Here is a 20,873-nt window from a genome sequence, read left to right as displayed (position 1 = left end):
CGGGGAGCAACCGGGGCCGCGGCTCACGGACCCCAGCCGGAGTCTTCGAGGGGCGCGTTGCGGGCGGTGCTGGAAACCGTGGACAAGTGCGGCTGGGCATGGAGTTGGAGGACCACCAGGGCGGCCAGCAGAACGGCGAGAATCCCGAGCGTCTTGTGGACGCGAACGGCAAGGCTTGGCATCGCGAAATCCTCTTCCTGAGGAGGGCGGTCTGCCCTCTTCGCTCTGAAATGCATCCTGCCGAAGGCCCAAACGTGCGTGGAAGCTCTGGCTGTGATCGTGAACACGCAATGCGGGAACCGGAAGCCTGGGCAGATCGTGTCAAAAGCAGACAGACATGATCCAAGTCGCGCCTGGCGCTGTCAGATCAGTGGTGGGAACTCCTCAGGCGCGGGGGACATCGCAGCGAGGAGGCGGGCACTGCGCTGCGCCGGAACGAGCCCCGGCGCAGCTCCTCCCGGACGGCGGGCCAGTCCTCGACCCATGACCGGCCCGCCCCGGCCGGCGACTCCAGGGCGAGCGTCGCCAGATAGGCGCGCTTGAGTGCGGCCCGCTCGTCCTGCACCCGGCCCGCGGCCTGCTCGATCCGGCGCAGCCGGGCGTGCAACCGCTCCAGCGCGCCCCCGCCCGTCAACAGCCGCCGCGCCTCGGGGCCGAAGCGGAAGCCGGGGGCCAGCAGCGGCCAGGCCGACCGCCACACCCGGAACACCTCACGGTGGCTCGGCCCCCACTCCCGCTCGGCCCGGGACAGCCGCTCCAGCGCCGCGGCCTCGGTGGGCGCCGTACAGGTCTCGCGCAGCGCCCGGGAGAGCGCGCCCCAGTCCTCGCCCGGTGCGTGCCGCAGCGCCGCGTGCAGCAGATGCGCCACCGAGCCGTGCACCACCGTGTGCGGCCACTGCTCGGCCGCCGCCTCGGCCAGCGCCGCACCGGTGCCGCCGACCAGCACCCAGACCTCCCGCACCCCGCGCTCGGCGAGCCCGGCCAGCACCTGCGGCCACTGCTCCCCGTCCGCGGCCGGCCACAGGCCCAGCACCTCGCGCCGTCCCTCGACGGAGACCCCGAGCACCAGGTGCACCAGCGGCCCGCCCGAACGGCCGCTGCGGACCGAGTCGACGAAGACCACCGGGTAGACCGGGTCGAGCTGCCGCCCGCGCCGCTCGGCGAGCTCGTCGAGCACCTGGTCGGTGATGGCCGAGACGGTCTCCCGGCTGAGCTCCACGCCGTACACCTCGGCCAGGTGCGCCACCAGCTCGCCCGAGCTGAGACCGCGCGCGGTCAGCGAGATCACCAGCCGGTCGAGCCCGGGCAGCCGACGGGCCCGGGGGAGGACGGCCTTGGGGGTGAAGCTGCCCTCACGGTCCCGGGGCACCCGCACCTCGACCGGGCCGATCTCGGTGAGCAGCCGTCTGGCCCGGGCGCCGTTACGGCCGTTGGTGCCGGAACCGGAGCCGGAGCCGGAAGCGCTCAGGTGCTCCTGGAGTTCGAGCTCCAGGGCGCCCTCGATCAGCTGCTTGGCGAAGGCCTGGAGGATCCCGCCGTCGCCCAGCAGCCGTACCGCGCCGGAGCCGACCTGCGCGGCGGCGGCCTCCGCCAGCTGTCGTACCAGGCGCTGGTCCACCAGGCCGGCGAGGGCGGCGGACGGTGCCGCCGGGTCGGAATCAGCTCGCAACTGGGGGTGCCTTCCGTCTGTAGGCCGTTCCATTCACCGAACGCCCGCTCCGGACGTCCCGACGGGACGCCAGGTGAGATGCGCCGGCAACCCCCCGGTCACCGCTGCCGGGTGCGTCGTTGTCGTGACCGTCACCGCCGGCTCCCCCACTTGCGTGCACGTCCGACTACCGTCAGCCGATGATTTCCGCGCCCATTGGGCGTACACTCACGGCTGTCGGAGCCTGGGGGGCGGCTTCCGAAAGGCAGTCACTTCCATCTTGCCGGTTCGGATGCCTGGCGGTAGCCGGTATGAGCATTCGTGAAACCGCAATGCCGAAGCCAGAAGGATGCCCAGATGTGCCCAACCCAGGACAACTGCGCGGAAAAGGGAACGCCGCAGCTCTGTGACCGGGGCATCGAGTTCTACCGGACGGCACTGGCCGAGGGGGAGGCGACGGGCGAGGCCCCGGAGTGCCTGCTCGCGATGGGCCTGCTGCGCCCGCTGCCCGGCTCCGGTGAGCGGCTGGCCCCCGTCCCGCCGGACATCGCCGCCACCGGTCTGGCCCGGCCGCTCGAACTCGCCGTGCTGGCCCACCAGGAGCGGCTGGCCGAGCTGCACACCTCCTTCACCGCCGCCGAGCACGCCTACCGGGACGTCATGCGGCGGGCCAAGCTGCCGATCCGGCTGCTGGCCGGCGAGGAGATCAACCCCGCGCTGGAGAAGGCCGTCGCCGACTGCTCCGAGGAACTGCTCACCGCCCAGCCGGGCGGCGGCCGCGCCCCCGAGCAACTGGCCGGCGCGCTCCCGCGCGACCTCGCCCTGGCCGGCCGCGGCGTGCGCCAACGCACCCTCTACCAGCACACCGTGCGCTCGCACGGCCCGACGCTGGCCTACATCGAGCAGGTCACCGCCCAGGGCGCCCAGGTGCGCACCCTGAACGAGGTCTTCGACCGGGTGATCATCTGCGACCGCTCCACCGCCTTCATCCCGGCCGGCGCCGACCGCGAGGCCGCGGCGATGCTCATCCAGTTCCCGCCGCTGGTCGAGTACCTGCTCAAGATCTTCGAGCTGATGTGGGAACGCGCCGAGCCCGTCACCTACCAGCAGGGCCACCACCGCCCCCGGCTGCTGACCGCCCGCACCCGCCAGAACGTCCTGCGCCTGATGGTCAACGGCTACACCGACGAGGCCATCGCCTCCCGCCTCGGCATGAGCACCCGCACCGTCTCCAGCCACATCCAGAAGGCCAGCGAACTCCTCGGCAGCCGCAGCCGCGGCCACCTCGGCTACATCATCGCCCGCCAGGGCGTCCTCGACGAACCCCTCGACGAACTCTGACGGCCCCGGTGCTCCGGGGCCCGTCGGCCCGAGCGTGACAGCAGCGTGGCCCGGACATCGTGCCGTGCGTATTCTGACCGCCGACTCCCATCGGGGGGATGCGGCCATCGGTGTTCAAGGCCCGGCCGTTGCCGAGTTTTCCGACGAGCACAAATGGTGATCATGGAAACGTCCCATCTCGACCGTCTGACCTGCCTCGCCGTGTGCGCCGGCGCGGGTGGCCTCGTGCTCGGTCTCGAACAGGCGGGTTTCGACCCCGTGTTGCTCCTGGACCACCGTCCGGTGGCGTGCGAGACGCTGCGGCTGAACCGCCCCGATTGGCACGTCCTCGAAGCAGACCTCCTCGACTTCGTTCCGGAGGAGCACCCGGAGTGCTACGACGTGGACCTCCTGGCAGCCGGTCTGCCCCGGGTGAAGGCGAGCGCCGCGGTGAGGCGCGAGGACAGCGCGGAGGAACTCCGACTGCTCGATGCGACGGTCATGCTCCTGCACGGCGTGCAGCCGCGTGCCCTGCTCATCGAGAACCTCTCCGAGTTGGCCTCCAAGCCCGCGTACGAATCCATCCGTTCGGAGGTCGAGACCGAGCTCGAACACCTCGGGTACCGGCACCGCTGGTTCGTCGTCAACGCGATGGAACACGGTGTGCCCCAGGACCGCAAGCAGGGGGTCCTGGTGGCCTTGAAGGGGGACGCCATCCGTGACTTCGTCCCTCCGGCCGGCGGTGCCGAACCGCCGCTCACGGTAGGCGAGGCACTGGCGGCCTCGATGGCCGAGGGCGGTTGGCCGCACGCCGCCGCATGGGCGGCACAGGCCACCCGGGTCGCGCCGACCCTGGTCGGGGGTTCCTGGAACCGGGGCGGGGCGGACCTCGGGCCCAGTGGGTCGAAGCGTTCCTGGGCCCGCATGCGCGTGAACGGCGGTACCGTCGCCGACGCGGTCCCCGGGCCGGATCATCCCTGGGATCCCGCACCCGATGCGACGGGCCTGGTGGCGTTGACCGTGGAACAGGCGGCACGATTGCAGGGGTTCCCCGCCGACTGGTCCTTCGCCGGCCGAAAGACCGCCCGCTACCGTCAGGTGGGCCACGCGACGCCGCCTCCGGTGGGGCGGGCCCTCGGGCTGGCGATTCGGGCCGCGTTGGGGCAGCCCGTGTCCGCGCCGTGGAGTCGCCGGTGACCCGAGCAGCGCGGACTCGGTGACACCGGGGCAGGACGGCACGGTGTGCGTCGTCCTGCCCCGGTGTCACCGCCCGGCCCTCAGCGGGTGAGCAGATGCGAGAGGAAACCGATCGACGGATCCTCCGGGGTGCCGACGAGCAAGGCCCGGTCCAGCAGGCCGTTGTTGTGCTCGCAACTGGTCTCCGGGAGCATCACACAGGCGTGGCAGGCGGCCAGGTTGGTGCCGCCCGTTCCGGACACCTCGGTCTCGATGCAGAGCGGATCGGCGGAGCACCACTCGGCACGGCACACGGCCGAGCGCACGGCCTGGGCGAGCCGGTCGATCTCACCCTGGGCGACCAGCCCACCGAGACTCCCGGCCGAGTCACTGGTGGCCGTGTAGATCAACACCCCGGCCATCTCGTCGCCCGCGTAGATCCGTTCGCGCAGCGACGCGGCGGGGTAGCCCGAATCCAGGCTCCACTCGTTGATCATCACGTGTGCGAAGGTGTGCAGCAGGGTCATGCGCGGGTCGGCGGGGGAGAGCGGGACCCTCGTCGGGTCGGATGCCCGCTGGGTCAGGACCCGCTGGTGGTGCTGCCGGATCGTGGCCACGCGGGCCGCGACGGCGGGGTGTTCGGCCCAGGCGTCCACCTTCTCCTCGTCGAACCGGAGGAACACCCCCTCGCCGTGTACCTCCATGGCGGGGAGCCAATCGGTGGGGGCGAGGGACAGTGGTGCTTCGTGACCCTCGGAGGAGCTCTCGGGGTCGATGACCCGCGTGAAGGCCTTGAGTGCGCGGACTTCGCGGAGCTTCTTCACCAACATCGGGGCGACCAGGCCGAGGCGGGTCAGGGGTTTCCCGTCGCCGATGGGCGCCTCGCAGACGAACTGCTCGGTGTGCGAGCCGGACTCCTCGGGGTTGCCGGCACACAGACGCTGGTACTCCAGGTCACGCAGGGCCCGGTAGCGCTGCTCCTGGTCGCGATCGGGAGCGTCCTCTCCGGAGTGGTCCTCCGCCTCCATCGCGGCGACCAGGTCCACGGCCTCCTGGGCACTGACGGGGGAAGGCATCCCGTCGAAGATGTGCTTGAGGTGGATCTCCATCTCGACGAGGCTGGTGCAGCCGCGGAGCTTGTCCCAGTGCTTGTCCAGGGCGTTCACCCGGGTGTCGCTCCATGGCGGGATCGACAGGGCCGAGCGGAGCACCGGCTGCCAGACGGAGGAGGAACCGCGCTGGAGGGTTCGGGGCGTCAGGGAACAGGGATCCTTGGGGGCGTCCTTCAGCCACGGCCGTTCGCCCCTGCAGCCGATGTTCAGTTCCTGGAGGGCGCCGGCCCGGAAGGAACCCTCCATGGACACCTCGGGAACCCCGCAGGAACAGGAGAGCACCACGGAGCGGAGCGAGGAGGTGCGGCCCGACGACCGGAGGCTCATCCGGCCGTCGCAGCCGACGGTCGTGCCTTCCCCGCGCTTCCGTCGGTGCAGCCAGTCCCGGTAGGGGAAGTCGGAGATGTGCCCGTCCTCGCAGGCGACCACGAAACGGGAGGGGACCAGCGGTTCGGCGCACTCACCGCACTCGTTGCGGCCGGGCGGGGGATTGAACTTCCCCACGTGGTCGAGCGCGTGACACTCGGGGCAGTGGTGCCAGAGCGGGAACCGGCGCACCCGGATGCCGTCCCGGCTGTTGTCGCCGGAGGCCGGCGGGAGGCGGAAGTGCCGCACGCCCAACACCCGGGCGAGGCGGGGCTCGCGGATCACCGGTGCCTCGTCGAGGGGCCACTGTTCGGCGGCGCCGTCGATGCCTGCGACGATGAAGGACTCCTGGTCGACGGCGACCAGCGACCCCACGCCGTAGGTGGTGATGGCCTGGGCCCGGCGGACCGCCCCACGGCGGGGCAGGTTACGGGCCGGTGCGCCGGAACCGGCGGCGCCGCGCCGGCGACGGGACGGGGGCGGGGTCATCGGGATGCCTCCATGAACAGGGCGGACTCGGCGTCGACGTCGCGCAGGGACCACAGGGTCTCCCACGCCTCGACGTCCTCCAGGGCGTCGTCGTAGGGCTTGAGCAGCGAGGGGACGGAGCGTCCGCGCTTGGGTTCGTAGTACAGACCGTTGTGTGCCTCGGCCTCGGCGTGCCACCAGTCCACGAACTCGTCGAAGGCCGCGGCGACGTGGGCGACCTCCTTGGCGGCGGTCTCCTTCGGCGAGACGCTCCCGACCCGTTCGAGGATCAGCGGACGGATCGTCTCCCGCAGCTCGTCCCGGAAGAGGTTGATCCTCCCCGCGTCCTCGTCCCTGCGGGCCGCGGGGATCGCGATGCGGGCCAGGGCGACGATCACCGCGTGCAGGCCCCGGTCGCGGGCACGGGCGGAGAAGGGCGTGACCGAGGTCGACTCGACCTCGCGGTAGAGCGCGGAGTGGAAGTGCTGGAAGTTCTCGTAGTGCGAACGGTCGCGGGATCGTGCAGCGTTGAGCATCACCGCGACCAGACCGGGGTGCGCGCGGCCCACCCGGCTGGTGGCCTGGATGTACTCGGCGGTGGTCTGCGGCTGGCCCATGACGGCCATCAGGCCGAGCCGGTCCACGTCCACACCGACGGCGATCATGTTCGTGGCGAGGAGCACGTCCACGACGTCCGCTGGGTCACCGTCCGTGAGCCTGCGCTCGATCTGCTTCAGGCGTGCCGGGATGTCGCTGGCGTCCACCCGGCTGGTCAGCTCGGAGTTGTTGCCGACGGAGCGCGGCTCGCAGCCGTCGCGCTCGGCGAGGTGCTCCAGGTAGGCCACGACGTCGTCGTGGACCTGGAGTTCCGCGGCGGACAGCAGCCGCAGGCTGTTGAAGTAGCCGACCAGTGTCCAGTAGGCGTCACGCACCTCCTCCGGGGTGTCGGCTCGCATCGCCCGGTGGAGCAGAGTGGCGTAGGTGCGGATCAGCAGGGTGGACTGGCTGGTGCCCGGGGCGAACAGGCCCACGTAGCGGCGGGACGCCTTCTCGCTCGCGGGGGTCTCCACGGCGAACCAGGAATCGCGAGCATCCAGGCCGGCGGGCGGGAACTGCCGGACCTCGCGGGAGAACAGCGCCCTGCCCTGGTCGGCGGCGCGGCGGATGGTCGCGGTGGAGGCGATCACCTTGGGGCGGTCGGCCAGGACGTCGACGGCCGTCTCGTACAGGCCGGTCAGGGTGCCCAACGGCCCGGAGATCAGATGGAGTTCGTCCTGGACGATCAACTCCGGCGGAGGGGTGGCGTCCTGGCGGTCGCGATTGAAGAGGGCGGCCGTCTGCTCGCGCCACGGCATCGAGGCGAACTTGTCGACGGTGGCGATCACCAGGGTGGGCCTGGCCGCGTACACGGCCTGGTCGACCAGGTGCACGGGCAGCCCGTCGGAGAACTCGCAGTCCGCGCCGGGGCAGCGCACGTCCATCCGCTCGGCCTCCTCGTCCACCGCGTAGTGGTGGGCGTCGAGCGCGGTTCCGCACCATGGGCAGGCGTGCAACTGGACGGGGTTCTCCGTCTGGAGCACCCGCCCCGCTCGGGCGGCGTCGAGCTGTCGGGAGGCCACGTCCAATCTGTTCGGCGTGGCGGACCTGCCCACCCACATGCCGATGGAGATCTCCTCGTGGCCGAGCTCCTCCTGGTTCTCCCGGCGCATCCGCTCCATCGCGCAGATCAGGATCGCGGCACGCTCGAACTGCTGCAGGGTCAGGAGGCGTAGCGTGTAACGCATCAGGACGGTGACGCCGCCGCCGGCCGACCCGCGGCGCTTGCGGCGCAGGAACGTGGTCAGCGCGATCAGACCCAGGTACGCCTCGGTCTTGCCACCACCGGTGGGGAACCACAGGAGGTCGGCCACGCCCCGGTCGGGGTGCTCGGGGTCGTCCACCCCGGCCAGGCACAGCAGGATGAAGGCGATCTGGAACGGACGCCAGCACGCGGAGGCCGGGTCCGGCTCACCGAACCGGCCCTCCTTGACCCAGGCGGCCCTGGCCCGCTGGGTCGCCATCGCCCGGTTGGCCAGCCGGAACGCCCACATCAGGTCGGGCTTGTCGCGCAGCAGTGCGATGCCCCCGCGGATCCGCTCCAGGGCTTCGCCGCAGGCGCTGACCTGATTGGCCGCGGCCTGCTCGTACGAGGTGCCCACGAGCGCGGAGGCCTCGTCCCGCTTCCGCTCGATCCACCGCGCGTAGCCCGCGGCCAGACCCTCCAGGGCGGCGATCACCTCGCGGTCGCCGGCCTCGGCAAGGCCGAGCATGGTGAGGGTGTCGGCGTCGATCGTCGGATTGGAGTCGGTGAGCAGCACCTCGTGGGTGGGCACGAAGTCCGTGCGTACCTCGGCCACGCCCGCCCGCACCACGTCGGTGAGGCCGACCGGAGGCGGGGTCCAGTCCCAGACCGCCGCGCACCCGTGCCCGGCGGCGAAGGTGGGGGCGTGCCGGTGCAGCAGTCGGCTGGTCTCCAGCTCGGCATCGACTGCGGACAGGGCGGTCGGGCGCTCCACGAAGGCGCTCGACCCGTTGGCGGCACGGACTGTCAGCCCGGTCTGGAAGAGGGCGAAGGCGTCCTGTAGTTCCCGTTCGCCCACCTTCTGGATGTTGACCAGGGTGACCGTGACGGTGACCGTGCCGGTCTCCGGAGACGGGCGGCGCACATGCACCTCCAGCCGCGCCGTGCCGTCGACCAGGTCGCGGGAGGCGCCGCGGCCCGGGTGGCGGACGGCGACCGTGGTGTCCGGCAGGTCCAGCTCCAGGCGCCGCCAGCGTTCCCTCTGGTCGGACGTGGTCCGGGCCTCGCTGCGGCGGGCCGAGACCTTGAGTCCCTCGGCGTCCTCGGGCTCGTACACGGCGGCGCGGGCCGAGACCACGATCTCCTGGCAGACTGCGAGGTCGACCGCGAAGGTCAGGCCGACGCTCGCCGGGCGGCGGTCGCCGGAGCCCGGGCGCTCGGCCGCCGTCCCGGATTCGTCGAGGCTGTCCGCCCTGGTCACGGCTTCCTCGTCCAGGCCCTCGTGCTCGGCCACGTCCTCCAGGAGCCGAGCACCGGCCTCGGCGTTCGCCGGTCGCGGGTAGAGCACCCCGACGGGGTAGCGAGTGATCGGGGCGTCCTGGTCCAGGACCTCGGCGCGGTCCTCGGGGGAGGCGTCGACATCGGGGCCCAGCAGCTCCCGGCGGAGCCGGGACACCAGGTCCTCACGGACCCGGTAGTGCTCGGCGTGCCGCCCTGCGTGGATGGTCATTCCTGCTCCTCCTCGGTTCCGGCGGTGTGCCGGAACCGTCCGATTCCGCTGATGTGAGGGGCGATCCACACCCCGTGGTCACCGAGGCCCGCGTTGGCCCCGGCAGCCGGACTGCCCGCCACCGACTCCAGGCAGTCGATCCGCAGACCGGAGATCTCCTGGGGCCAGCGGATCTCCCACTTCGGGCCGACCTTCAGAACGGAGTGCAACTGGCTCCGGAAGGCCTCGGAGGCGTCGCCGATCTCCCGTCCCTCGTGCAGCAGGGCGTACCGAGGGCCTTGCTCGGGGCCCATGGGGAGGGCGTCGCGCAGCCGGAACGTCACCGCGTCCCCCGGCCGCACCCGCTCCAGCAGGTACGCCTGGGCGCCGGGGGCGTCGACCTGGGCGTCGGCCGGTTCCAGGGCGTCCACGTCCCCGGCCCGGGCTTCGATGCCGTCGCGCCGCCACTGCAGACGCTGGTTCGGGACTCCCCGGTACAGCCGTCCGGTCGGCTTGTGCCTGAGCACCGTCACCGTGTCGGGCGGGGCGACCCGGTACAGATCCTCCCGAGCCCGGGTCATCGCCACGTAGAGGGCCCTGGCCTCGGCGGGCACGTCGGGTTCCTCGGTGCGCCGACGCAGCTCGGCGACGGTCGGTGGATTGAGCACGATCACCCGGTCGAACTCCAGGCCCTTGGAGCGGTGCACTGTGGACACCACGAGCCGGGCCGGTTCCGGATCGGCCAGCTCGTCCGGGAACCGGCGCTCCGCCACCAGGCGGCGCAGCCGCACCACGTCGAGCGTGCCCCGGCCGGTGCCGCGTGCCGCCGACCGCAGGGATCGCCACACCCGGTCGAGGTCGGTGTCCTCGGGCAGCGGGACCGCGGTGAGCAGGTTGCGCAGTCGTTCCTCGGTCAGGGTGGCGGCCGTGGTCCGGCGCAGTACCTCGGCGACCCAGTACGGCACCGGCCGGTCCCGGAGCGGGCGACGCAGGGCGTGCCGGATCCCCTGGGCGTGCAGCAACTCCGAGACGACCAGCGCCTGCCGGTTGTCGCGGCACAGGATCGCGCAGGTACCAGGGAAAGATCGCAGGGTGTCCAGCGTGAACGAGTCGGTGAACGAGCCCAGGTCGGGCAGGTCGAGCAGCAGCTCGCGCAGCTCCCCGTGAAGGCGCTCGGCGGCCGCGTCCGCGCCCTCGGGGGCGCTGCCGACGGCCTGGACGGCGAGGCCGAGCGGGAGCGCGGTGCGTGCCTCGGGGGTGACGGCCCGGAAGTTCCGGGTCAGCCGCAGCTCCTCCAGATCGTCGGCGTAGGAGATCCGCACCCACCGGAGGAAGAGGTCGGCGCGATCGGCGTACTCCTCCGGGTCCTCGATCTGGAAGTCGTAGATCGCCTGGGCGGAGTCGCCGACCAGGGTGAACCCGCTGGAGTCCTGGAGCCGGTCGAGCAACGACTCCACCATCTCCCGGCGGGCGCCCACCAGGTCCTGCACCTCGTCGATGATCACGTGCGTCGGCGGACCGGCCTCCAGGGACTCCAGTGCGCCCTTCTCGATCGCGTCGGTGGCCGCAGGGATCCGCTCGTCGAAGGAGAGCGCGGACCACCCCTCGTCCGGGTACGCCTGGAGCAGCAGGGAGTAGGCCCAGGAGTCGAAGGTCTGTACCCGCACCCTCCGCGCGTGCTCCCCGTGCCGGGCGATCCGGTCACGCAGTTCCCGGACGGCGGCGCGGGAGAAGCTGAGGACCAGCAACTCGGAGGCCTCCAGCGCCTCGTCCGGGTCGACGTGTCCGACGAGCGCGTCCATACGGCGCACCAGGGTGTGGGTTTTGCCCGTTCCCGCCCCCGCGGTGACCAGCAGCCGGGTGTCCCACGGCCGGTCCACGACGGCCTGCTGTTCGGCGGTGAGGACGGGGCCGTCCTCGGGCTGGATGGTCATCGGTTGCTCCACAGGTGCTCGAACTGCGTGAAGGCGAGGGCGGTGTCGAAGTTCCGGATGTTGTCGCGGACGTTGAGGATGAGGCAGGTGGACTTGCCGCCGTTGCGCGGGCCGCGCAGGCCTCGTCCGATCATCTGCTGGTACACGTTCGGGCTGTAGACGGGGCGGGCGACGACCACCGCGCGGGTGGCCGGGGCGTCGAAGCCCTGGGTGAGCACGCCGTAGTTGGTCAGTACCCGCACCCGACCGTCGCGGAAGTCCCGGATGCGGGCCCGACGGTCGGCGTCGGAGGTGGTGGCGTCCACCGAGGACGCGGAGATCTCCTGGTCCATCAGCATGGCCGCCAGGAGCTTGGCGTGCTCCACGGAGGTGGCGAACACCAGCACGGGCCAGTTCTCGTCCATCGCCGCGACCTCTTCGACGATGCGGCGGCTGCGGTCGTGGTCCTCCGCCAGTCGCTGCTCGGCGGCCTTGGACAGCAGGCTGAACTGCTCGGCGCTCTCACGCTCCTGGCGGGACAGCAAGATGGTGCCGCCGGTCAGCTCCTTGTGCTCGACGCGTGCCAGCACGCCGATCTCCTGGAGGTGACCGTAGGCGTCGTCGGAGGGGAAGACCCCCTCGTCCAGCCGACGTGCGCCGAACCTGTTGACCAGCCGGCGGGTCTCCTCCTCGTTGTGGCCGCGGAACGGGGTGGCGGTGAGACCGAGCAGGTGCCGATCGGTCCGGTGCTGGGTCAGTCCGAGCAGGCTCAGGATCTCGGTGTAGCTCGGGCTGGTCGCCACGTGGGCCTCGTCCACCACCACCAGGGCGGCCTCGCGCAACCAGGCGTAGCGGTCGGTGTCGAGGCACACCCGCAGCTTGGCGTCGGTGGCCACCACGAGCTGCGGACCGTCCGTGACCGGGGCGGCCTCGTTCGAGGTCCACAGTCGGTTGATCGTCAGCCGCTCCTGCGCGCCGGCCTTGCTCCAGACGAACTGCCAGCTCTGCACGGCCTGCTCACAGAGCTCCTCGGTCTGGGCGATCCACAGGATCGGGCCCCTGAGCGTGCCTGCCTGCTTGACCCAGCGGATGACGGCCTCGGCGGTGACGCGCGTCTTGCCGGCGCCGGTGGGCAGCGAGAGCATGGCCCGCTGCGGGGCCAGTCGGTCCAGCATCTCGAAGATGTTGAGGGCGAGGCGCTCCTGGTAGTCGTGCAGGCGCGGGAAGTCCCGGGGGCCCTCCACGGTCAGGCTCTGTTCGAGGGTGGGGGCCCGGTGGCCGGCGAAGGGCGCGGGCAGGCCGAGTTCGGCGACGAAGGAGACCGCCGCCGGCCCCCCGCTGTAGGAGGACGGGGCGCTCGGGAAGCGCTCCTGGATGTCGCGCGCGTGGGTCTTGAGCACGGCGTCTCCGTGCGCGTTGAACGCCATCTGTGCGATCCGGCGGCCGGTGGGCTCCTGCCCGTCCGGTTCCTGGCGCTCGGCATCCATGAGCCCGGAGGGGAGCCGGTCGCGCAGGGCCTCCGGGCCGATCAGCAGTTCCAGCTTGGTCGTCACGTCCGCGGCCTCGCGGATCGCCTTGAGCGCGGACCGCACCTTCTCGTCCTGCTCCTGGCGGGCCTGGGCCTCCAGGAGTGCCCGGCAGCCGGCCTCTCCCATCCGCAGACCCAACTCACGGTCCACCGCCCGGAGCGTGCCCAGCCGGTCCAGCGAGTCCAGGACCTTGATCACGTTGCCCTGGCGGGCGCTCTCCAGGGACTTCGGCTTCGGGCCGCTCGGGGTGCGCAGGACCTCCTCCAACGTGGAGCAGCGCAGCAGCGAGTACGTGCCGACCGCGGCGCCCATCTTCTGTCGCAGCGTCGGGAACTCCTCGACCAGCGGAACGGGTTCCACGTTCGACTCGTGTCGGGTCTCCCGGGTGATGACGTCGTCGTGGCGCAACATGCCCCACTGTTCGACCATGAGGTCCGCGGACTCCTGGTTCGGCATCAGCAGCGCGGGCACCCGCTCGGCCTGCAAGGAGCGGTACTCCTCCGGGTTCGCTGCGACGGCGATCTCGCTGTCCGCCCGGGTGTCCCAGGCGTCGCCGACCCGGCACCGGGTCAGGGAGTCCTCGGGGAAGGAGATCTCCAAGCGGGTCAGCAGGGCGTAGGTGGACCCGACGAAGGCGTCGTCCTCGCTCTCCTGGAGCTTCTCCAGGAGCTGCTCCCACTGCTTCGGACGGACCTTTTCGACGCTGTCGGCGAGCCCCAGCTTGCGGGCCTTCTCCCCGCTGATCGACGCCACCGGAAGCACGTCACGATAGGCGTCGAGCTGTGGCCCCACGGCTTCCTTGAGGGACTTGAGACCCTGGGAGGTCTCGACCAAGCCGTGTCGGGAGAGCATCCACCGGATGGGGGACGACACCGATCGGCGGGAGTCGACCTGAGCCCCGATCTGCCGGGTCCAGTGCTCGACCAGTGCGTCTTCCGGTAGCGCCCGGAGGAAGGCCGCGCGTGCCGGCTCCGAGAGACGGGGCAGCAGGTGCAGCGGCCCACCGACGGGCGAGCCTTCGATCCTGATCCTGGCCAGGGTCGGTCGACTCGCCCGGTCGTCCAGCGTGCGGCAGTACGCCGCGTGCACGGCCACCCGATACTCCTCGAACCAGGCCTCCTCCTCGGGCCTGTGCTTGCCGGTCGGGCGGTCCCGCAGGCCCAACTCGCGGAAGAATCCCACGTCGTCGGAGTGGAAGCGCATGTCCACCGCGATCGCGGGGTCGCTCTCCGCGGTGACGACGACACCGGGCAGCATGCAGTTGCGCATGGCGTGGAAGCGGCCGTCCGCAGTCCGCACCATCAGCGTCTCCAGCGGGGAGTCCACCCGCTTGGTCACCTCGTGGCCCACCACAGCGGCGCCCGCCCGGTGGAAGAGCTCCCAGAACCGGTTCCACTCCTGCGGGCCGTACGAGCCGAAGCCCTGGTCGAGAACGCTCACGAAGCGCCCCCGGACGTCGGCTTCCTGGATGCCGAGGGCGGTGAGGGCGGAGTGCAGCGACGGGTCGTCGGACAGGGCGCGATCCACGTAGACCAGCGATTCCCGCAGGCCGTCCTCCTCGGTGCGGCGGTACACCTCGCTTCCCCGCGGGGCGACCAGGCCGTCCTCCTCGGTGAGCACGATCCTGGCCGTGCGGGCCTCCGCGGCGCAGCCGGCGTTCGAACCGATCATGTCGGCGACAATCCGGATGGCGGCCGCCGAAGCCTCCGCCGTGCCGTCGGAGACCAGCGCCTCCAGCCACTCGACGATCGAGGCCCGCTGCCGGCGGGCCGCGGCCAGGATGTGCTGGACCTTGCCCGTCCGTAGGTCGGTGGCCTCGATCGAGGGGTGCACCCAGTCGCGCGGGCGCCCGGGGTACGCGTGCCAGGACCGCAGCCAGCGGTTGACCGCGGTGCTGTCCTTCCCCAGGTCCGGGTGGATGTTCAGGCCGCCGGGGACGCGCAGGACACCGTCCTGGTCGGGCAGCGACGGACGCACCGCGGCGGCGGCCCAGATCTGCTCGGTGAGCAGCCGGTCGGCCCAACTGATCGTCTCCACGCCCTTGGAACGGCCCGGCAGCAGCGGGAGGTACGCGCCGGGGTCCTCCGCCGGCGCGAGTTCGGGCAGCGAGTCGACCACCAGGCCGGCGGCGGTCCGGATCATCTCGACGTTGAACGGCGAGGAGTCCAGCAAGTTCTGCCTGTCCTCGTTGGTCTTCCACGCCCCGTTCAGGATGCCGCTGAGGGTCATCTCGTACTTGGTCGGGAAGAACGACCAGAACCGTCCGCGTCCCCGGGCGTCGGCGGCGCCGAGCAGCCCGGTCCGCTCGTCCGCGCTGTAGGCCGGTACCGCCCAGGCCAGGTCGACGGTCAGTCGGTCGTGCAGCTCGCCGGCGTCGCGCCGGGCGACCTCGGTGGGCTCGTGGGTGCGGGTGAAGACCCGCCACTGCGAAGTCGCCGGCGGCTTGCCGACCCGCTCCTCCTGGATTGTGTGCAGGCTGCCGGCCCGCTCGGAACGCAGCGCCCGGCGCGTGATCGGGCGGGGCCGGCGGTCCTCCAGGACCACGTGGCCCACGTGCGGGGAGAACAGGTGGAAACCGGACGGGAATTCCTCGCGGGTGTCGTGACCGGCCGCGCCCTGGTGGCCGTGCATGTCCTTGCCCAGCCGGTCGGCGGCGCCGGGCAGCAGCGGGAGGCGGACCACCGTGGTGGCCCACGCCAGCAGTTCGTCCAGCACCTGGTCCTTGAGGCGCTCGGCCGCCATGTCCAGCTCGCGGGCCATGCGCAGCACGGGCGCCTCGAACTCCTCGCCGAGCCGCTCGCGCACCCCGGGCACGTTCCGGATCGACTCGTACGACCAGGCCCGGTCGAAGCCGAAACTTCCCTCGCGGCTGAAGAATTCGGGCGCGTCGGTCACCACCAGGACCGACTTCACCCCCACACCGAAGCGGCCGATCTGCCCACCGCGCTTGCGGGACATGCTCATGCGCAGGATGGTCTCCGCGCCCTCGGGTGTCACCGGGTTGCCCTGGTTGGCGCAGTACAGGTGGGTGCCGGTGAGGACGACGTGGATCCGGCCGCCGGGCTCGTCGCGCAGCTCGTCGGCCGCGTTCTGGACGAGCTCGAAGAGCTGCCGGTCGCCGTACCCGCCCTGGGTGATGCGGCGTTCGCCGTTGGCGTGTTCGGGGATCAGGCCCGGGTCGACGGCGTAGGTCTCCAGGACGCGGAGGGACTGCTCGACGACGGTGCGGATCACGGGGGACTGCGGGTCGGCCACGGATGGTTCCACTTCGGGTGCGGAGGGAGGGGGTGAGAGCGGTGCGGGATGTGCGGCGTGCCGTCAGCGACCGTGGCGGATGGTGAACCTGACGATTCGCTGACAGTTGTCCGGGTTCCGGCGCGGGCGGCGGGTGCGGGCGTCGGCGTCGCGGATGGCATTCCGGTAAGTGGCGACCATGTCGTGGTCAATGCCGTACGGGTAGAGGTAGGCACCCAGGTCCTGCGGGGCCTCGTGGGCGATCCGGTCGTACGTGGAGACGATCGAACGCATGCGGTGGAGCGGGGAGTTCTGCGGGGACACCGGGGTAACCTGCGCTTTCGCTATTCGTGGACTTACACGATGAAATGGTGCGAAGTGGTGCAGGAGGGGAACGGGTCGCGCAAGAATCCGCGGAATCCACAATTGATTCCGGAGGCGGCCGTGATGAATTCCCCCCAGGGAAAACAAGGCAAATCGGGCCCAGGTCGGGGCCACTTCTACGGCGTCCGCCGGGGAAGTGGCGACCACTCTGCCATGGATTCGGTCGGCGTTCAAGAGGCCTGCGAGAGGCTGGCGGGCCTCGAATCGAAGGGATTTCTTCGGGGTTTTCGGGGGAATTTGGGCAAATGGAAGGAGTGGTCGGATGCCCTTTTTCGATCGCGTTCGACGTCTGCCCTCGCCGGACTGGACACCTGTCAAGTGTCAGTTGACAAGGGGGTGTCGCTGTCAACAGTGATGCGGTAGCGTGCCTCTCACCTCGTGAAACAAGCCATGCGGAAGCAGGTGGGACGTGAAGGCGGCTGAGGACTTCGGCCCCTGGCTGGCGCGCCAGCTCAAGAACGCCGGGAAGACACAGACCGAACTGGCGCAGGAGCTGGGCAAGACCCGGGCGGCCGTCTCGGCCTGGATCGTCGGCCGTTCCGTCCCCAGGGACGAGACCATCCGGGAGATCGCCGCCCTGCTCAACACCGACCTGGAGACCATCCACACCCGCAGCTCCGACGCCCAGCTCGGGTTGCCCGTCTCCTGGTACCACCGGCCGGCCCACGCCGACGGCGGCCGCGAATACGGCAATGCCGCCGCATTCGCCTTCGAGGCCGACGTATCGGTGCTCGCTCGCGAGGCCACCCAGAACAGCCTGGACGCCCGCCTCGACCCCGCGGAGCCCGTACGGGTACGTTATACGCTGCACTACCTCTCCGGCGAGGCCGTTGCCCGGTTCCGCGAGGCCGTCGACTGGGAGCACCTGCTCCCGCACTACGATGCGCTGACCGCTGACGGCCAGCAGGGCAAGGTCTCGCGCACGATCGCAGCCGGACTGCGCGACATGTACCAGGGCAAGCGCTTGGTGCTGCTCAGGATCGACGACTACAACGCCACCGGTCTGACGGGTGGCGACTACGAAGATGGCCTTTTTGCCGCAGTCGTCCGTCGTCAACTCGACAGCCACAAGCGGGATCTCGGGGCCGGCGGTTCCTACGGGCTGGGCAAGGCCACCCTGTGGGCCACCAGTCAACTCGGGCTCGTACTGATCAACTCCACCCTCTCGGAGCCGCACGAGGGTCGCACCGAACGGCGCCTCATCGGCCGATTGGATCTCCCGTGGCGTGAGGTCGACGGCAAGGAGTTCGCCGGGCCGGCATGGTTCGGGCGTCCAGACCCGACCACCCGGTCTGCGGACGTGGCCCGTTCCTGGTGGGCCGACGAGGAGACCGTCGAGAAGCTCTACCTCACCCGGGAAAGCGGTGCTCCCGGCACCTCCTTCCTCATCGTCGGCGCCCACGATGTCGCGAGCCTGGCGCCCGCCGACGAGCCCGAGGACGAGACGGAGGACAACGAGAAGGGGGAAGACGTCGTCCGTCGCATGCACGCCCGGCTTGTTGCTGCGCTCGGCAACAACTTCTGGGCCGCGATGACCGGGGGCGGCGACCACAAGCCGCACCTGGAGGCGTCCGTCCGGACGTACAGCAACGGCAAAGTGCTCATTGACGAGGAGCACGTGGATCCGGCCGTCGCTCAGCCCTCCCGTACCCGAGCCCTGCGGGCGTTCCTGGAGGGGACCACCGTCGACCGCCTGACCGACCGCGGCCAGGTCGCTCGGGCCACCGTGAAACTCGACGTGCCGCTCCACGGCGGCCCGGCGCGCGGTAGCGTGCCCCACGAGGCGGTGGTCCTGGTCACCGACGCCGCTGACGCCGACAGCCGCTTCAGCCGGGTGGTTTCCATGCGGGGCAACCGCATGACCGTCAGGGACAGTGCCGTTCCCAGCCTGCCGATCGGCACCAGCCCTTTCCAAGCTGTCCTCCTCGCCGGCCGTGCGGCGGGCCCGGACGCCCTCGGCGCCGAGGCCGCCGAAGAGTTCCTCCGCGCCTCCGAGCCGCCGGAGCACAACAAGTGGGGGCAGACGGAGGAACTGCGTCTCTCCTACTCGCCCTCCGCTCACTGGCGCATCAGCGCTCTGACCACCGCGGTGAACAACGCCGTGCGCGACCTCGTCGCCGTGCCCAAGGTCAAGCGTCGCAACGACGGAGAAGCCAAGATCGCCGGCCGGCTCAAGGTCGGCGGCGCCACGAAGCGGGCGCGTCAGACGGCGGCCTCGGCGTTGCCGGAGCTGGACAACGTGGACGCGCTGATCGACGAGACGGGAGCCTGGTCGGTCACTGTGGACCTCCGGGTGCCGTCCGGCGTGGACACCGACCGTCCGGTCGCGCCGGTCGCCAAGTTCGACGTGCGATCCGGTCCGAGGCCCGCGGCGCCGTGGAAGGACCTCGTCGCCGTCAGCGGTTGTGAAGTCGTGGACGGGGCCCTGCAGCTGTCCCCGGGCAGCCGCAAGGCCGTCTTCCGGGGCGTCACGGACGTCTCCCGCCACCCGGTCCGGGCCCAACTCACCGGACTCGTCGTCGAACTTCGCAGCGGAAAGGGGGAGCAGGCGTGAAAGTCTACCCCTACCGGCGGCTCACCGGGAATGTGTCCTGGCGCGTCGACAGTGCCCAACTCAAGGCCGAGGGCGAGCCCTGGGAGGACGTGGAGACCAAGTACCTCTCCACCGTCGAGCGCGTCGTCGCCCTCGGACCGGACGAGGAGCGCCCCGACTGGACCGAGGCCCGGCTGCGCCTCTCCGCCGGCCTCCCGGCCAAGGCGCTGGACCCGTCGGGGCCCTGGCAGAACGTCAAGGTCGTTGCCGTCCTCACCGAGCGCGCCACCAACACCCGTACGGCGGTGGAGTTCTCCGCGATCTCCGAGGACGGCCGGGAGCGGACGGCGGAGCTGTATCTGCACCGCTGCGACCTCCTCGACCGCGCCTCCCTCGCCGTGCACGTGGTGGCCACCGTCGACGCTGTGCCCGGCCGGGTGATCGCCACCTCCGATCTGGAGTGGTTCGTCGACGTGATCGAGGTCGTCCCCTCGCTCGCCCGTGAACTGGACGTCAAGATGGTCAAGTTCGGGTCCGGAGCGAGCCGACTCCAGCGGTACAAGGACTCGCCCTGGCTGGTCGATACCACCGGCCGGATCCCGGCGGTACGGGTCAACTCGGATTTCGACGGGCTCGGCGACCTGATCGGCGTCGACGGTGGCAGTGGCCCGGAGAAGACCGTGCGGGAACTCCTCCTCGCCCAGATGTGCTCCGAGGTCTGGACGGCCGTCTTCCACTCCGCCGTCGGCGACCTGGAGGTCGAGGAGGACGGCACCCCGGTGTTCCCGCACGGCTGGCAGGGCGAGGTGCTCCGGGAGATGCTTCCGGACGTGTACGCCGACCGTGAGCCGGAGGCCGCCCTGCGGGCGGTCCACACGGCTCGCACCGGAGCGTCCGCCGCCGGGTGGGGGGAACTCCAATCCCGGATCCACTACGCCGCCTCCCGGCGGGCCGGCGTTCCCCGGACGCTCTCCACCACCATCCACGACCTGGAACGCCTCACGCAGGGGGACGACGCATGACCGACCGGCCCGATCACCTCCCGGAGCGGCTCGCTCTGCTGCCCGGCGCCGAGGCGACGGACTTCGTCACCGAGGGCCTGCTCACCGGTCGCGAGAACGTGCCGAGCATCAAGCTCAACCTGGTCACCGAACCGCTGCCGCACGCCGAGCGGCGCGGTGAGCTGCGTCCCGTCCGGGACCTGGTCGAGGACGCCATGGCCTACTGCCGGGCCAACGGGCTCAAGGCCACCCAAGCGGACGCCTGGCTGGCACCCCGACTCCACGCCGCGCTCCGACTCACCCGCCGCGAAGCGGCCGACCCCGGCTTCTGGAACTACCTGGCCCTCGGCGTGGCCCCGGACTACGTGGTCTGGCGGCATCTGGCCGAACCCAAGGACGGCAAGCCGGCCAAGGTGGCAGCCGACCGCTTCCGCGGGCCGTACCACAAGCAGGCCTTCTCCCGCCTGTGGTGGGCGGCCGAGCTCTTCCGCGACGGTCCGGACTACGCCCCGGTGGTCGCGGCCTGCGGCAACCAGGACATCCTCAACACGGCGTTGCGGATGTCCGTGATCAACCACCGGCCGACTGCCCAGGCGATCGCCCGGCTGGTCGCGAAGGGCACGGTCACCGGCGGGCGCGAGGCGAATGCCCTGGCCGGGGCCGTCAACGCCTCCGCGGCGACACTGATGTACGACGTGATCGCCCCCGATGCCGAGCGCGAGTCCCGGCCGCTGCTCGACTGGATCGACGAGGCCGAGACCGCCCGGCAGGTGTCACGGAACGCGCTTCCGACGGGCCCCGAGGAAGAGCGCGCGCCGGAGCTGTCCGTGAGCACGTTGGTGGACTACTTCGCCGATCTTTTCGCGGACGCGCCGGTCCGGGGGCGGGAGGAAACTGAGGAGGTCGAGGCGGAAGCCTGA

The 20,873-nt window shown here is 71.2% G+C and carries 12 protein-coding genes; 5 read left to right on the top strand and 7 right to left on the bottom strand.

The features are described from left to right. Positions 1 to 23 precede the first annotated feature (23 nt). Positions 24 to 182, bottom strand: a complete 159-nt coding sequence (locus tag AB0O11_RS15670) for a hypothetical protein (RefSeq protein WP_363386302.1) — start codon at positions 180 to 182, stop codon at positions 24 to 26. 185 nt (positions 183 to 367) lie between these two features. Beyond that, positions 368 to 1,669 (bottom strand): IS256 family transposase, encoded by a 1,302-nt coding sequence (locus tag AB0O11_RS15665; RefSeq protein WP_363386300.1) that lies wholly within the window; start codon positions 1,667 to 1,669, stop codon positions 368 to 370. 336 nt (positions 1,670 to 2,005) lie between these two features. Between AB0O11_RS15665 and AB0O11_RS15660 the strand changes: the two genes are divergently transcribed. Continuing rightward, the gene (locus AB0O11_RS15660) at positions 2,006 to 2,989 is read left to right on the top strand and encodes a helix-turn-helix transcriptional regulator (RefSeq protein ID WP_363386298.1); all 984 of its coding nucleotides are present in this window, start codon (positions 2,006 to 2,008) and stop codon (positions 2,987 to 2,989) included. A 162-nt stretch (positions 2,990 to 3,151) separates the two neighbouring features. Next, the gene (locus AB0O11_RS15655) at positions 3,152 to 4,165 is read left to right on the top strand and encodes a DNA cytosine methyltransferase (protein WP_363386296.1); all 1,014 of its coding nucleotides are present in this window, start codon (positions 3,152 to 3,154) and stop codon (positions 4,163 to 4,165) included. 80 nt (positions 4,166 to 4,245) lie between these two features. On the opposite strand, the gene AB0O11_RS15650 is transcribed toward AB0O11_RS15655, so the two are convergent. The 5 genes from AB0O11_RS15650 to AB0O11_RS15630 form a co-directional block, all read right to left on the bottom strand. After that, positions 4,246 to 6,111, bottom strand: a complete 1,866-nt coding sequence (locus AB0O11_RS15650; protein WP_363386294.1) for a DUF1998 domain-containing protein — start codon at positions 6,109 to 6,111, stop codon at positions 4,246 to 4,248. Then, positions 6,108 to 9,380 (bottom strand): helicase-related protein, encoded by a 3,273-nt coding sequence (locus tag AB0O11_RS15645; RefSeq protein ID WP_363386292.1) that lies wholly within the window; start codon positions 9,378 to 9,380, stop codon positions 6,108 to 6,110. The genes AB0O11_RS15650 and AB0O11_RS15645 overlap by 4 nt, the downstream gene beginning before the upstream one ends. Beyond that, complete coding sequence (locus tag AB0O11_RS15640; RefSeq protein ID WP_363386290.1) at positions 9,377 to 11,293, bottom strand: UvrD-helicase domain-containing protein; 1,917 nt, start codon at positions 11,291 to 11,293, stop codon at positions 9,377 to 9,379. The genes AB0O11_RS15645 and AB0O11_RS15640 overlap by 4 nt, the downstream gene beginning before the upstream one ends. Then, on the bottom strand, positions 11,290 to 16,056 hold the full coding sequence (locus AB0O11_RS15635; protein ID WP_363386288.1) for a DEAD/DEAH box helicase family protein: 4,767 nt from the start codon (positions 16,054 to 16,056) through the stop codon (positions 11,290 to 11,292). The genes AB0O11_RS15640 and AB0O11_RS15635 overlap by 4 nt, the downstream gene beginning before the upstream one ends. Positions 16,057 to 16,119: 63 nt before the next feature. Beyond that, positions 16,120 to 16,329, bottom strand: coding sequence for a hypothetical protein (locus AB0O11_RS15630; protein WP_363386286.1), 210 nt, complete (start codon positions 16,327 to 16,329; stop codon positions 16,120 to 16,122). A 499-nt stretch (positions 16,330 to 16,828) separates the two neighbouring features. Here AB0O11_RS15630 and AB0O11_RS15625 point away from each other — a divergent pair, with 499 nt between their 5' ends. The 3 genes from AB0O11_RS15625 to AB0O11_RS15615 are packed head-to-tail and all read left to right on the top strand — an operon-like array spanning position 16,829 to position 20,873. Next, the gene (locus AB0O11_RS15625; protein ID WP_363386284.1) at positions 16,829 to 18,973 is read left to right on the top strand and encodes a helix-turn-helix transcriptional regulator; all 2,145 of its coding nucleotides are present in this window, start codon (positions 16,829 to 16,831) and stop codon (positions 18,971 to 18,973) included. Beyond that, positions 18,970 to 19,974: a hypothetical protein gene (locus AB0O11_RS15620; RefSeq protein WP_363386282.1), complete on the top strand. Its 1,005-nt coding sequence runs from the start codon at positions 18,970 to 18,972 to the stop codon at positions 19,972 to 19,974. The genes AB0O11_RS15625 and AB0O11_RS15620 overlap by 4 nt, the downstream gene beginning before the upstream one ends. Continuing rightward, positions 19,971 to 20,873: a DUF6339 family protein gene (locus AB0O11_RS15615; protein WP_363386280.1), complete on the top strand. Its 903-nt coding sequence runs from the start codon at positions 19,971 to 19,973 to the stop codon at positions 20,871 to 20,873. Before AB0O11_RS15620 ends, AB0O11_RS15615 begins: the two co-directional genes overlap by 4 nt.

Origin of the sequence: Kitasatospora sp. NPDC093102 (assembly GCF_040683915.1) — a bacterium.
Taxonomy (GTDB): domain Bacteria; phylum Actinomycetota; class Actinomycetes; order Streptomycetales; family Streptomycetaceae; genus Kitasatospora.
Note: the sequence above shows the minus strand (reverse complement) of the source record. Positions and strands in the feature narration are given on the sequence as shown.